The sequence below is a fragment of the Providencia sp. 2023EL-00965 genome (assembly GCF_033550225.1).
Lineage (GTDB): Bacteria > Pseudomonadota > Gammaproteobacteria > Enterobacterales > Enterobacteriaceae > Providencia > Providencia manganoxydans.
Genome location: NZ_JAWUEH010000031.1, coordinates 1 through 13435 on the forward strand (window position 1 = coordinate 1; position 13435 = coordinate 13435).

Genomic DNA, 13435 nt, shown 5'->3' on the forward strand with positions numbered 1-13435 from the left:
ACCAACGTACAGCCCAAAGAATGATAATACCAGTGAAATGACGACCTTTAAATGCATTCACCAAACGGACCTCATTAATGAAATAGTTAATTTAGCATACCGGCTACTTAAACTTTGCAACAGTGCCGGAAAAACGTTCTTTAGAAAAAAGCGATAAATCAATTCGTTTACTGGGATTGGGGAGGCGTTAATAGCGTTAAGCAACGGTCGAGGATAACGGGATTATTGAGGATCAGGATTTTGAGTTGATTGCGCGTGCGGGTCATGTTTTGGAATAACATTTTATTAGCAGGGTAATAAGAGTCACCAGTATAGGTCAAATCGCCATTTTTATCATAATTAAAATAAGGATCAACAATGACGGCAACATTATCAAATTCTTGCCCGATAACACCATGAGATTTTTGATTCGAATTATCTAAATAACGCTGATGAGTACTTGAACCTATCAATTGGGGAGTGAATTGTAATATTTCCCATTCTTTCGATTTTAAATCTAGCATAAAAAACATCATATCTGAAATATTGTCATAATATTCAAAACTTACATTACCACGATTTAAAACAGGGTCATTTTTTTTATTATTAAAAAAACCGCGAATAAATGCAGCAACCTCTTTATTTGTTCTTATTTTTTCTGATAGCGAATACGTAACGGCGCCAGCAAGAGATGATATTTTATCGGGGATATTATTTATTATTTCATTATGGTTTAAGGTTTGTGATTTATCATAAGAAAAAATACACTTACAACTACTTTGTCTAATTTTTTCTATAAAGTTAACATATTGATACGCTCTCATTCGTTGCGCTTCGTCTATGAAAATAACATCGTAATCATTGACATTGATATTCTCAATCTGTTTTATCGGTTGAATATCCCACCCTTGGTTATTTAAATAATGTTGCCCTGGATTTAAACCTCCACCATGAATGATCAATATTCGTTTACCTGAAGACTTTAAGTCATTAGCTATATCATAAACTAACAGAGTTTTTCCTGTTCCAGCACTACCAATAACCGCTGTAAAATGCTCCTCTGAAAGAGCATTAACTCTGGCAACCACATCCCGTTTGATATTACTTTGTTGCCCTGTTAAAAAATACTGTCCGTCTAAAAATTTATCCGTTGAGTTAAAAGGTGAAACTAAATAATTCGAAGGATTAAATAATGAATTTATATTTTTAATCTCACTCAAGATTTGAGCTAATAATATTCCTTGCAGAAATTCAAAATCGACTACATTTAGGTTATCATCTTTTAGAAAATATAACGAATCTGTCGATAACTCATAGGTGAAATTAAAAATTTTTTCATTGAGAAATTTCAAGTAGTAGCGATTTTGGATTAATTGTTTTTTTATTTTTTCTTCGGTACATTCGCGTTTTAGTTCTATATTGACAATATAATTGTCACCAATTCGGAGTAAATCAAACTCTTTACTGATTTGAGGGATTTTGTAACCGACAAAAAAATGATTAAATATTCTTTTATCAACGCATTCATAACCTAACTTTTTGACAAAGTTTTTTAATACTTCGACTTCATCCGGTTTAATCTCGATACCATAATATTGATAATAACGCGTAAAATAAGCTTCACTTAATGTATTTGCCGCTTGTGTGAGTGAGATTAAATTAATATCTTTCATTTGGGTTTCCTTACACCGTATAAAATGGTTATTTGGATGATTATACGCCATCTTCCCTAAATGATAAGGTATCGCTGAACCCACTTATAAAAGATAAAGCTTAAAATATAGGTTAAATTATAGTCTAAGCATCAATGTCATAGGGCTAATAGGGGATGCAGTAAAACCATAGTATTCATAAAATTGTTTTGCTTTATCATTCAAAGCATGAACGAGTAACGCACGAACCCCAGTATTTTCAGCAACAGCTCTAACTCTAATTACAGCATCCTGTAATAACGAAGCACCTAGTTTTCTTCCCTGAGCACGTAAATCGATTGCAAATCTTCCAAGAACAATAACTGGAATTGGCTCAGGCATATTTCGACGAACCCGTCCTGTAGCTTCATTATGTGAAATTGCTCCAGTCGCTAATGCATAATAACCCCAAACATGTTGATATGAATCTGCAATAACAAAGGTTCGACTGGCTCCATTCAAATGGTTAGATAGAGCCCGACGCTTTAGCCAATCATCTAAAGATGATTCACCACAAAAAAAATCATCCAGTCTATGAGATGATGATAATGGTTTAGGAGCTAATAGTTGCAGATTCACTATATTTCCTTCCATGGTGTTTCTATTGACATTAAACGATCTAGACCAGGGTTGCTATTAACTGGAGCATCAAGTAATAAATTAAATTGCTGAAATTTTTCATTATCTAATTGAAAAAAAACTTGGTCTAGTAATATTGCTTGCGCTCTTTCACAAGCGGCTTCAAGCATAAAATCAGATCGGTTCTTACCAAGAAGACTAGCAGCTTCATCGATTAAGTCTCGTTGTTCAGGTAAAGCCCGAAGATTAATTGCAGCATTACGCATGACAGTAACTCCTATATACACATACACAATAAATATACAATATCCTGACGTATATCTATTGTCAACACATTCACATATTGCATATAGGTATACCCCAAAGCGACAACCTAAAATGTATCAAATCACTATCAATGCAATAACCTATATGCGATACTTTTTATGGGATAACTTAAATGCGATAGATAGGTGAAAATATGTTCATCCGTGCTTACCTTCGAGCCTCCTCTGAAGATCAATATGCAGATAGAGCAAAAAGATGCTAAATGACTTTGTTGAAGAACGAGGTGGCCGAATTGCGAATTATTATCGCGAACACATCAGTGGAACAAAATTAGAACGCCCCGAACTCTCTCGTTTACTCAGTGACAGTCAACAGGGGGATATTTTGCTCGTTGAGCAAATTGATCGACTAACTCGATTAAATAACATCGATTGGTTAAAACTGAAAAAACAAATTGAACACCATGAGTTGCGTATTGTGAGTCTCGATATTCCGACATCTTGGCAAGCTCTAAATAATCAAGATCTGACACAGAATGATCCTATCACTCAAGCCGTCCTTTCGGCCATTAACACCATGTTAATTGATTTAATGGCCGCCATGTCCCACAAAGATTGGATTAGCCGTCGCGAACGCCAAAAACAAGGTATTCAACGCGCACAATCATTAGGTAAATACAAAGGAAAGCAGGCGGATAAAGAGCGTCATGATAAGGTGATTTATTATCGAAAAATCAAGGGACTGAGTATTCGTGAAACCGCTGAAGCGACTGGCTATAGTCGTTCTCAAGTGTGCCGTATTCAGTTAAATGACAAACAGAAATCATAAAGACAATCTATTTCATTTTCTGTTATTAATAAGGGGGTTCGCAGTTTATGTCACTTGATGGTTAGGAATCTCAATCAATGAAGTAACGTACGAATCGAGTGTATTGGGTGCTATGTTTTTATTAAATTCTGATTATTTATTCGTTGATTAACCATGAGAACAGTCATTCGTTTAAATTATGACCTAAAAGCCTAATTATAGGCACACTGCTCCTAGGCTGCAGTTTGTAACTATGAAACATCAGTCCTTTTGGTTGACCGCGCATTTCCCAAGCCATTTGCAGAGCTTTTAAGGTCAACGTGGTGTCGGGGGACGTGGAGAGTGCCCAACCAACAGGTTTCCGTGCAAAAAGGTCTAACACAACAGCGAGATACGCCCATCGTTTTCCTGTCCAAATATACGTCACATCGCCGCACCACACTTGATTGGGGGCGGTGACGGCAAATTGGCGGTCGAGTAAATTAGGGATGTCGACATGTTCTTTTGTCCCGCGTTTATAACGATGCTTCATATGTTGGCAACTCATAATATCAAGCTCTTTCATTAGCTTACCGGCAAGATAACGACTCATTTTTACACCGTACTGCGTTGTCACTATCGTCGCAATCGTCCTTGCGCCCGCAGAGCCTCCACTTAAGTTCCAAGCGTCTTTGACTACGCTCCGTTTAATCGCTCGCACTCCATTCGGTACGGCATTCTTCATTCGATGATGCCAATGGCGATAGCTACTGCGATGACGCTCAAAAAGTTGGCAGGGCGTTGTAACGGGGTAATGCGCTCTTAGTTTGTCAATTATCGCGAATCCTTCAGTGAGTCCGACATTAAGAGCGCCGTAGCCTTTTTTAGAATTTCGTTTCCATTTCAAGACGTTGTGTCTTTTTTTTCATCTCTCGAAGCTCAATCTGTTCGGGGGTAAGCGGAAGTCCCGTCGGTGTTTTACCTTGTCGTTCTAATTTCAGTTTTTTAACCCAACGATTAAGTGCGGCAAGGCTTACGCCCATTGCCTGTGCGGCTTTAGCCACGGAGTAATGATGGTCAACCACCATTTTAGCGGCTTCGAGTTTAAACTCTGCTGAATATTGCTTAACCATGTGCTCACCTGTGATGTTATTGAGGCAAGAATATCACCTCTAGTCAGGTGGCCAAATTAACTATGCCACTTCACTTCTAATGTGACAGGGATACCATTAATTTTCATCAAACTATCACCTTCAACGATAATATCTATTTTTTTACATGAAGGGCAATAAACCGAGTCGCCCACACAGACGACTCCTTGGATTTGTTTGGCTAGAGAAGAAGCTGTAAGTGCACTACCTCCAGTATTCGTAGTATCATTTTTTAAAATGATTTTCTACCGTTTACGATACTTCGCATCATTGCACCATTTATCTGATATTTGAATATTCAAATTTTTCTAACTTAGCTATTTCAAGAACGGCCTAATAAAACAAGTCATTGATATTTAAATGGATATCAAATTAAATCCAAGATCTAGCACATCCTCAAGTTCACAATCTTTAGAAATTATTTCAGTAACATGTTTGGGTACTTTATGCTCTGAAAAAACTTAACGCAATAAGATTTAAATATTAAATCATTATGGGGGCGCCCATCATATCACTTGATACAAAATGTATATGTCTTTTTGACAGTTTATTGATGTCCTCTGTTCATTTCACTGAAAATCAATATTCATCACGCACACTCAATCACCAATTTTTACCCTAATATCGAACGACAAAAACAACAGTAATGCGTAATATGTCAAATTTAGTTTCAGAATGTGTGTTAATATTTCAATCACAATCTGGTAACTCACGTTATCATTTCCCAAGAAACTTAACATCTTATAAAAAATCTATTTAAAATCATAAAGTAATACACATAAAATCAAAAATCATTGGCAATAACGATCAATATAAACCAAATCAATAGCCATGAACTATCATAAACAACAAAATTGATCGTCTTAAACTATTTCCCTTTCCTCTTAATTTACCTTAGTCTTTAGCACCAATAGTTTTGATATTAACCATATTTTACTTCAATAAAACAAGTGAATCATGTTAATGAGATACAACATATTAAATATAAATGTTCCCATAGGTGCATTTTTTCGAAAACATAGAAGATTACTAGGTATATCGGGGGAAAAACTAGGTCAAAAATTAGGTCTTTCCCAGCAACACATCTCTCGACTAGAACGAGGACAAGCAACATTTTCAATCGACATCATTCTGCAATTATTAAATGAGATTGATAAAACGTTACTTGATTTAATTATTGAAGTATTTTATGAAGATTCCGGTGAAGTTTTAATTGAATATCAAAGTTTACAACAATTCAGTACTGAATTAACGCAAAAAAACTAGCCTGCATTTTACATTAATCTATTTTTCTGGGATTATTTTAAGTTTTAAGATGAATTAGATTGGCTATTTATGTTGATTTTTAATTAAAGTTTTATTTTTTATTACATAAAAATTGGATTATGTATGCTTAAGCGTATTCACTTTATTCTAACATTGTTATTAATGAGCATAACAACATCAGTATGTGCCTCACCTTCCATTGGTATTGGTAGTATGTATGATATATTTAATCCTGATTCTAAAAATATAACTAAGCGAGTTTATAATACAGGAACATCTACTGCATTTGTTAGGGTTGATGTTCTTGAAATTACACCTGGAGATAAAGGAATTTCTATTGAATCATCACAAAAAACGATTAATGGAAATAAATTAGAAAAAGATAGATTAATTGTATCTCCTTTAAGGTTGATTATACCTCCATCTGGATTTCAATCTGTTAGAATGATTTGGCCTGGAGAAAGAGAAAAAGAACGCTATTTTAGAGTTCGATTTACTCCTGTCCTTCCTCAGGAAAATGATGGGTTTGAAATGAATAAAGATGCAATTGAAAAATATAAAAAAGAAGCATTAGATGTTGGAGTAAATGTTTTAACAGGCTATGGAAGTATTGTGATAGTTCAGCCCAGAGATCCTATTTTTAATACTGTTATTAATAAAAGTAATGGTCATATTAAAGTGATAAATGATGGTAATGCTACTATTGTTTTAGAAGATATTCGGTATTGTAACTTGAATTCTATTGATTGTGATATATCAACTCGACAATTCATTTTACCTGGAAAAACCTTCAATTTAGAAAATAAATCAGAAAGTAAGATTAGTTTTACCTTAGTTGAAGGTAGTAAAAAGAAATTACTAAATTATTAATATCATCAAATAGGTTTAATCTTTGAAATTTATAATTTAGTTATAATGTTGTTTATATGTTGTTTACATGTTGTTTATATTTTATATAAGGTTATTTAAATGTTAAAAAAATCATTGATGGTTACTTTGTTATCTGGTGCTACTTTTGCTTCTATGTTTGCAAATGCAGCCGATGAGCAAAGCTATACGATTGAATTATCAGCGACAATCCCAGCTGAGACTTTTCAGGTTATCCCTGTTGAGAGTGGTTGGATTAATCAAACTCAAGAAATGGTTTATGATTTAGGTACCAAGAAATTGCAAGCTTTTTCAAAGCAATTTCAATACAAAAATACATCTGGTGGTATTCAGGCAACATTAACTAATACAGATGCAAAGGGTGATCCTCTTTTATCTAATGGGTCAGAGACTATTCCATTAGCTGTGACATTTAATGGTGTTAAATTAAGTAATGAAGCCGTTACTGTTGTTGCTGCAGATCAAGCAAAAGCAGGTGGTCGTACTGACCTTCGTATTACTCAAAAAGAGAATAAGGAGTTAACGGAAGCAGGTTCATTTACAGGGCAAGTTTCTATGGTCTTTGAACCCGCTTTAGTTGTCACACCGCCATCAGATAATTAATTTTTAAAATCAACTGATGCTTTTTATTTAATAATGCCTGCCATTTATATGGCAGGCATGTACGGATAATTCCCTGATGAAAGTATTACTCCCTTTACTTCTTATTCCTAGTATTGCTATTGGTTCAGACATTCTTTTAGCGAATAATTCTATAAAAATACCTAATGACTTTAGAAATTATTTTTATAACTCTGAAGTTATGGTTCAAGTTTATCTTAATGACCTACCATTATTTGATGGTTCATTTTTGCTTAACGAAGATGGAGAGATCAGTCTTATTCAAATTTTTGATGAGGAAAACTCTTTCGACCAAGCTGTTAAAGATGAATGGAAAATAGCCTTAACTAAAGGTATATCTTTAGGTGAGTGCAATAAAAATTGTCCAAATGGATTAATGTCGGCAGATTATCGTTTAGATACATCTGCGTTAAAGTTATATACATCAAAATATGAGATACAAAAGACTAACAATGCTTATATCTCGTTACCTCAAACTGTATCAAATGGCGTTATTATGCATAATAATGTATCTGCTGTTTCAACAGGTGATTCTCATGCATGGAATTTGAATTCTTCTGTTGTTTCATCTTTATTAGGTTGGACACAGAAAGTATCATTCCAAACGTATAGTTCAAGTCAAAGAAATCAATCTCAAGAAACTAATATCTATGAGCTTTATACTCAAAAAGAGTTACAAGGTGATTTTTTTAGATTTGGGCTATTTTCTCCTGATAGTGATAAAGGAAATGTAGAAACAAATGGATTTAGCACTGGTTCTGTTACGGGAGTTATGTGGGGAACATCAAATACTTTACTTGTAAATGAGGAAAGCGTTAGTGCGTCTCCTATTTATGTTACGGCAGCAAACCCTGCTGTTGCTGAAATTTGGCGTGATGGCAAGCTTATTTATTCACAGCAGCTTCAATCGGGAGTTCAAGCATTAGATACTCGACGTTTGCCTAGCGGCATTTATGACATCACGATTAATATTTTGGAAAATGGGAAAATTGTAGATACACAACTATCACAGATATACAAACCATTAGGTTGGCGAAATCCAACTCAAAAGTGGCGAGTTAATGTATGGGGAGGAATAAAGCAGGACCTAACATTTGGTGATCATAAAAAGCAAGATAATGATTCTTCTATTATGGGGGGAGGGGCAGTTGATTATCTTTTAACTCCTAGAGTTGTACTAGGTAGTAGTATACAAAAAACAAAACTTGAAAACCAAATTAGTGCTCGGACCGATATCAATATATCGCCAAATAATAGTTTTTATGGTCAATATATTATCAGAGATGGCGAACGTCAAAAGAATCAAAGTATAGATCTTCGTTATTATCGAAATCTGTTCGCAGGAGGTTCGATGAGTTCTTTTTGGCGACATACATCTAATGATTCAAACAATCAGTTCAGATCTGATCGTTACGTTGGCAATACATGGGGGACTTCCTTATATACTAAATTACCATGGTCAAGTTCATTGACATTAAATGGACAGTATACAAAAAGCTCTTCAAGAGAAGGATTTGGTATTGATGCTGCAATAAATAAAAATACAACCTTAGCAGATAGAAATGTGAGTTTTCGGTTGAGTGCTTATGATAGACCTGGTTTTAATCAAGAGAAAAGAGAGCAAGGCATCACGATAGGGGTAAGCTTTTCTTTAGCTCCTCGAGAATCACAGATCTTATCTATGAATATTGGAATGAACGATAAAAATAATTATTCAAGCCTAGATTATCAATGGAAGCCACAAGATAACAACAATTTTAAATGGTTGGGGGCGGGGGTTTCTGAAAATGCAGGGCGCGTATCAATTAATGGGAATGGTGCGATAGAAACTCGTTCTCTTAGTAGTGACTTTTATACTCAGCATAATATACAAGAACATAGTACTACATCTGGGATTAACTTAAGCCAGACTCTTGCTTTTGGAGGCGGTAAAATTGCTATAGATAGCGGTTCTAATGGCGTGGGAATGGATTCTGCATTTATTGTTGACTTAGAGTCTGATAATCCCAGTTTAAATATAATGGCATCAGATAGTCTCACTGATACCAAATTATATCCAGGGAGAAATGTTATACCCGCAGCCTTATGGAAAAAAGAAAGTATTCAGTTTTATAGTGCAGGAAATAGTAATGCGAAGGTTTTTCCTAGTAGTGAATATGTACAAATGAATCGAGGTAGTGTGAAGTATTTAAAATTAAAAGCAGTTAAAGCAACAGTACTCATCGGTGTTTTACAAGATAGCCATGGTCAAATATTAAAACATCGCCAAGTCGATAGTGATATAGCGCGTGGTGTAATTAATGCAGATGGAGTTCTAACATTGGAAATGGGAGAAAATAATAAAACACTAACGGTGTTAGATAAGGATTTATCACCTACATTATCTTGCACTCTTCCTGAGGAACCGTCTAATAATGTTCAGTTTTATTCGACTATTCATTGTCAACCTATTGGAGGAGCATAATGCATTATCCTTATTATATACTAGGACTATTTTTGTTGATAAGCAGCTTTATTGCTCCGTCCGCAACTATTGACTTAATCGCAAAAATTGAGCCGAGCATTAACAATGATACTGTTGTATTTACTAATATGACCCCTATGGAGGGATACTGTGTTACATTGCCACAACAATGCCCTTCAGAAGTCAGTATTAATTTACCGTTATCTACAAAAATTTCGTACCCGATAAAGGCGAACAATGAACCACGGCAAGGAGCATACTTTAATTTTCCAAAAACAGAGAAAATTATTACTGTTAGAAATCATAGTACTGGAGAACCGTTTGATGTCAAATTTAGAATAACAAATTTTGCTGCGCGATATGAACGTAACATAGGACAACAAGATTGGATTGGTGGTTCCTTTGTGTATACTCCTGATGGACAGGGGTGTGGGTATGGCGGAGTTGGTTATGGTGGTTCGGTTGGTTATGAGTTTATGTGGAAAACTCTCGATAATACTAATCCATGTTATAAAATTAGCACAATAGACAGAGATGAACCAGCACTCTTTTACCAGATGAGCATCGGCTATTCATTAAAAGCCAAAGATTCTCTTTTAGCTGTTGGTTCTGGTATATATGACGGTAAAATTTCTTTTAGCGTTGGAGCCGGTGGTGATTTTGATTTTGGTGATAATTATCTGGCCAGTGATGGAATTGTTGATATTAATCTTAGACTCATAGTTAATCATGACTTAATTGTCAAAACATCTCCTGATGATCGTATTCTAGCATTGGAACCCTGCAAAAATGGTAAAGTATGTACACAAGAGCAAGGAAGAAATAACTGGGAGCGTTGGATGGTTAGTAGGATCACACCTGAAATGACAGCTAAAAGTAATTTTCAATTATCCTCTAGTGGCGCTTTTACTGTTTATTTGCAATGTGAGTATGAGATAGGTGAGAATTGTGCATTGAAAAGTGATAAAAATGAACAGCTTGTACCTATTCAATCTTATTTAACATTGCCTGATAATATTATTAGCCAACAAACAAATAATCGTGTGATTCATGCTCCTATGTCTATTCAAAAAGATAATTCGAATATCTTTATATCACAACATATAGGGAGTAATCGTAACGGTAGTATTGATTTTTTAATTAATCAGCGAAATGTCGATACAATGTTAATGACTCGACCTGATACATATCGAGGGGTTGTTACTGTTATTTTCGATCCCAATATTTATGGGCTATAAAGATATTTTTATTTTGAACAGATGGTCACTTTATATTATTTTATAAAGTGACCATTTTTTATATTTTATCGAAAAAATCTATAGGGAAAACATACAACGCTCTAAAATATATAATTACAGTATCTATATCAATGTGATTAACGCTTTTTTATATTGATTATATGATCATCAGTATCACTTATATGTCCATTGTACAACGCTTGCTTAAAATTTTCGCCTTCGTGTATTTTTATACTATGTTTGTTTTCTATTTTTTTGATTTTACTAAAAATACTCATTTTAAACCCCTTTCTTTTTAAAATACCTAAATGATGATTATACAAATTTAATGTATTGGCATACGTCTATGCTCATTATAAATTCAATTTTTACTTTCTTTAAATAGGCTGTTTAATTGCTCGACTTATAGTACCTCTGCTACAGCCTAAAACTTTTTGAACTTGGCTCCATGAGTGGCCGCTATCTAGTAAACGGTTGATTGCATCATATCGATTTTGATTTACCTGACGGCCTTTATATTTTCCTTCTTTTTTAGCTTTTTCTATTCCCTGTTTTTGTCTTTCACGACGTTGCTCATAATCACGTCGTGCAACTGCGGCTAACATATCAAGTAACATATCGTTAATAGCGGCAAACAGTCGACTATCAAAATCATTCATATTTGCAGATAGCCAAGTTGTCGGTACATTAATAGCCATGACACGGATATCTTTTTGGTGGATCATTTTTTTCAATTTATTCCAATCATCCATAGTTAACCTAGAGAGCCGGTCAACATCTTCAATTAATAAAATATCTTGAGTTTGACAATCCTTAAGAAGCCGAAACAACTCTGGGCGATCTAAACGTGAACCTGATTCATTTTCAATGTAGTAATTACAAATAGTCAGCCCTCGTTCTTTAGCGAATGCTTCCATTGAGTTTTGAGCACGAGTTGCATCTTGTTCTGATGTTGATGCTCGAAGGTAAGCTCTAACAAAGCGATTTGGTACTGTTGAGGTCATTATAGAGAACCAGTTCTATTTAAGTGGTAATTAACAGGTTAAACAGTACCAGAACTGGGTGGTGTTGAAAAGGTATAGCTATTAACGACCGTTAAATGATTATCACTTTGTCTAAGCAATATAGCCTATAGGGGGTCTACGCCGGACCCCCAGATTTTTCCGTTACCCGAATGGTTAGAAGCTAACAGGCGAAAATACTGTTCGCCTGTTAGTGGAGCAAGTTATTTTATATGAGGTCTTTTGCTGCTAATTGCCTGTAATGCTCACCAAGAGCTGTAAGACTAACAGATTTACTTTCCATGGCTGCATGCCACATATGTGGGGCTCCTTCAGGCCTGGTAAGCCCTACACTGGTGTATTTCTGTAGGATTTTGAAAATTGCAGTGTGCTCAGGATCTGGTGCCGGGACACCTTGCGGGTCTGTAGCCCAGGATTCGTGTCTCTCAGGGGTCTGAAGAGATAAACCCAATAAAGCCTTCGCTTACAAGCCATGAATGGCTGTCGCTCAGATAATGGGGTTCTACGCCGGAAACCTAGTTTTTTCCGAAGTCAGTAATCACGGGCACCGTCACGTAAACGACCGGTTGAGTGACGATCACTAAAACGACTAATCTGACACCAAATCACGTCACATAACCCGTGATTTATTCAAAGTCATGCAAATCAGTAGGTCTTTAGCTTTAGTGACGGAATTTTCTGGGATTCCGGCGTAGAACCCCATCATTGTAGCAATCCAGCTTAACGCTGGCTCAAATAATCACTATATCAAATTGAAATAAAAGGATTTATTTCTTTCCATGTCCACATATCGACCACACTTAACAAAGCCCCTTCTTTTTAGGGGCTTTCGTTAATTTAACTTATGTTGGTTTTCATGTATGATGCCACCCGAAATTTACTTAAGATTAATTTAATAAAATATATAAGGTGTCTGGATGTCATACTCAAATAAGGCTGTCCCTCAAGAAATCAAGCGCTGGAATTGGGGTGCTTTTGTTTTTAATATTATCTGGGGATTTGGTAATAAATCCTATCTTCCTTTGCTTGCTTTAATTCCGGTGTTTAATTTTGTTTGGATTTTTGTATGTGGTTTTAAAGGTAATGAATGGGCTTGGAAAAACGGAGACTATGAATCCGTTGATACCTTCATGAAAGTGCAAGAAACATGGAATCGAGCTGGGCTAATTTATTTTGTTGTATCCATCATTTTTATGGCTATCTTTTTCCTATTCTTTTTCTCTACTATGATGGCTGTAATTGCAGGTGCAGCCTCACAAAGCCACTACTAATCCGGCAACGTAAATTGATAATCATAGCCCCTCAAACTGAGGGGCTTATTTTTTATAATGACAAAGAGGCTTGCTGATATTTGTTGGCTCTGTTGCAAATAGAATCGTGAAGCTGAGCTTTTCCGCTCAAAGTGGATTAAAGTCCGAATACTCTATTCACGAGGCGCACTTCTCCTAACGGTTGGCCATAGTAAAAATGTTCTGCTTGACCT

11 protein-coding genes and 3 pseudogenes are annotated in these 13435 nt (G+C 35.4%); 7 read left to right on the forward strand and 7 right to left on the reverse strand.

What is annotated here, in order from left to right; all coding sequences use genetic code 11:
- Positions 1–167: 167 nt before the first annotated feature.
- The 3 genes from SC428_RS21615 to SC428_RS21625 form a co-directional block, all read right to left on the reverse strand.
- Entirely contained in the window at positions 168–1652 is a 1485-nt protein-coding gene (locus SC428_RS21615; RefSeq protein ID WP_318710296.1) for a DNA/RNA helicase domain-containing protein, read from the reverse strand.
- Positions 1653–1769: 117 nt separating this feature from the next.
- Complete coding sequence (locus SC428_RS21620; protein ID WP_163761890.1) at positions 1770–2249, reverse strand: GNAT family N-acetyltransferase; 480 nt, start codon at positions 2247–2249, stop codon at positions 1770–1772.
- Positions 2249–2515, reverse strand: a complete 267-nt coding sequence (locus SC428_RS21625) for a DUF1778 domain-containing protein (protein WP_318710298.1) — start codon at positions 2513–2515, stop codon at positions 2249–2251. Before SC428_RS21625 ends, SC428_RS21620 begins: the two co-directional genes overlap by 1 nt.
- A 194-nt stretch (positions 2516–2709) precedes the next feature.
- On the opposite strand from SC428_RS21625, the pseudogene SC428_RS21630 reads away from it, so the two are divergent.
- Positions 2710–3344, forward strand: a pseudogene (locus tag SC428_RS21630) (recombinase family protein).
- Between the two features lie 229 nt (positions 3345–3573).
- On the opposite strand, the pseudogene SC428_RS21635 reads toward SC428_RS21630, so the two are convergent.
- Together SC428_RS21635 and SC428_RS21640 are read right to left on the reverse strand one after the other, a co-directional pair.
- Positions 3574–4435: pseudogene (locus SC428_RS21635) on the reverse strand (IS3 family transposase); the annotation flags it as partial.
- A gap of 56 nt (positions 4436–4491) precedes the next feature.
- A pseudogene (locus tag SC428_RS21640) lies at positions 4492–4721 on the reverse strand (PAAR domain-containing protein).
- A gap of 695 nt (positions 4722–5416) precedes the next feature.
- Between SC428_RS21640 and SC428_RS21645 the strand changes: the two are divergent.
- The 5 genes from SC428_RS21645 (at position 5417) to SC428_RS21665 (ending at position 10930) form a co-directional block, all read left to right on the forward strand.
- Complete coding sequence (locus tag SC428_RS21645; protein ID WP_318710299.1) at positions 5417–5719, forward strand: helix-turn-helix domain-containing protein; 303 nt, start codon at positions 5417–5419, stop codon at positions 5717–5719.
- A 123-nt stretch (positions 5720–5842) separates the two neighbouring features.
- Positions 5843–6589: a hypothetical protein gene (locus tag SC428_RS21650; protein ID WP_163761887.1), complete on the forward strand. Its 747-nt coding sequence runs from the start codon at positions 5843–5845 to the stop codon at positions 6587–6589.
- A gap of 99 nt (positions 6590–6688) precedes the next feature.
- A complete protein-coding gene (locus SC428_RS21655) occupies positions 6689–7210 on the forward strand; it encodes a CS1 type fimbrial major subunit (RefSeq protein ID WP_272514122.1) in 522 nt (173 codons plus the stop codon).
- A gap of 76 nt (positions 7211–7286) precedes the next feature.
- The gene (locus tag SC428_RS21660) at positions 7287–9692 is read left to right on the forward strand and encodes a TcfC E-set like domain-containing protein (protein ID WP_163761885.1); all 2406 of its coding nucleotides are present in this window, start codon (positions 7287–7289) and stop codon (positions 9690–9692) included.
- A complete protein-coding gene (locus SC428_RS21665; RefSeq protein ID WP_318710303.1) occupies positions 9692–10930 on the forward strand; it encodes a hypothetical protein in 1239 nt (412 codons plus the stop codon). The genes SC428_RS21660 and SC428_RS21665 overlap by 1 nt, the downstream gene beginning before the upstream one ends.
- 137 nt (positions 10931–11067) lie before the next feature.
- Here the strand turns inward: SC428_RS21665 and SC428_RS21670 are convergent, their stop codons facing one another.
- Together SC428_RS21670 and SC428_RS21675 are read right to left on the reverse strand one after the other, a co-directional pair.
- A complete protein-coding gene (locus SC428_RS21670) occupies positions 11068–11208 on the reverse strand; it encodes a hypothetical protein (RefSeq protein ID WP_163761883.1) in 141 nt (46 codons plus the stop codon).
- 99 nt (positions 11209–11307) lie between these two features.
- Entirely contained in the window at positions 11308–11934 is a 627-nt protein-coding gene (locus SC428_RS21675) for a recombinase family protein (protein ID WP_163762177.1), read from the reverse strand.
- A gap of 935 nt (positions 11935–12869) precedes the next feature.
- Between SC428_RS21675 and SC428_RS21680 the strand changes: the two genes are divergently transcribed.
- On the forward strand, positions 12870–13223 hold the full coding sequence (locus tag SC428_RS21680; protein ID WP_163762178.1) for a ribonuclease G: 354 nt from the start codon (positions 12870–12872) through the stop codon (positions 13221–13223).
- Positions 13224–13435: the final 212 nt, after the last annotated feature.

What these genes read in the sequence shown, in the direction of transcription:
- SC428_RS21665 (WP_318710303.1), top strand. Translation starts at nt 9,692, where the DNA reads ATGCATTATCCTTATTATATACTAGGACTATTTTTGTTGATAAGCAGC.
- SC428_RS21625 (WP_318710298.1), bottom strand. Translation starts at nt 2,515, where the DNA reads ATGCGTAATGCTGCAATTAATCTTCGGGCTTTACCTGAACAACGAGAC.
- SC428_RS21675 (WP_163762177.1), bottom strand. Translation starts at nt 11,934, where the DNA reads ATGACCTCAACAGTACCAAATCGCTTTGTTAGAGCTTACCTTCGAGCA.
- SC428_RS21645 (WP_318710299.1), top strand. Translation starts at nt 5,417, where the DNA reads ATGAGATACAACATATTAAATATAAATGTTCCCATAGGTGCATTTTTT.
- SC428_RS21680 (WP_163762178.1), top strand. Translation starts at nt 12,870, where the DNA reads ATGTCATACTCAAATAAGGCTGTCCCTCAAGAAATCAAGCGCTGGAAT.
- SC428_RS21655 (WP_272514122.1), top strand. Translation starts at nt 6,689, where the DNA reads ATGTTAAAAAAATCATTGATGGTTACTTTGTTATCTGGTGCTACTTTT.
- SC428_RS21615 (WP_318710296.1), bottom strand. Translation starts at nt 1,652, where the DNA reads ATGAAAGATATTAATTTAATCTCACTCACACAAGCGGCAAATACATTA.
- SC428_RS21670 (WP_163761883.1), bottom strand. Translation starts at nt 11,208, where the DNA reads ATGAGTATTTTTAGTAAAATCAAAAAAATAGAAAACAAACATAGTATA.
- SC428_RS21660 (WP_163761885.1), top strand. Translation starts at nt 7,287, where the DNA reads ATGAAAGTATTACTCCCTTTACTTCTTATTCCTAGTATTGCTATTGGT.
- SC428_RS21650 (WP_163761887.1), top strand. Translation starts at nt 5,843, where the DNA reads ATGCTTAAGCGTATTCACTTTATTCTAACATTGTTATTAATGAGCATA.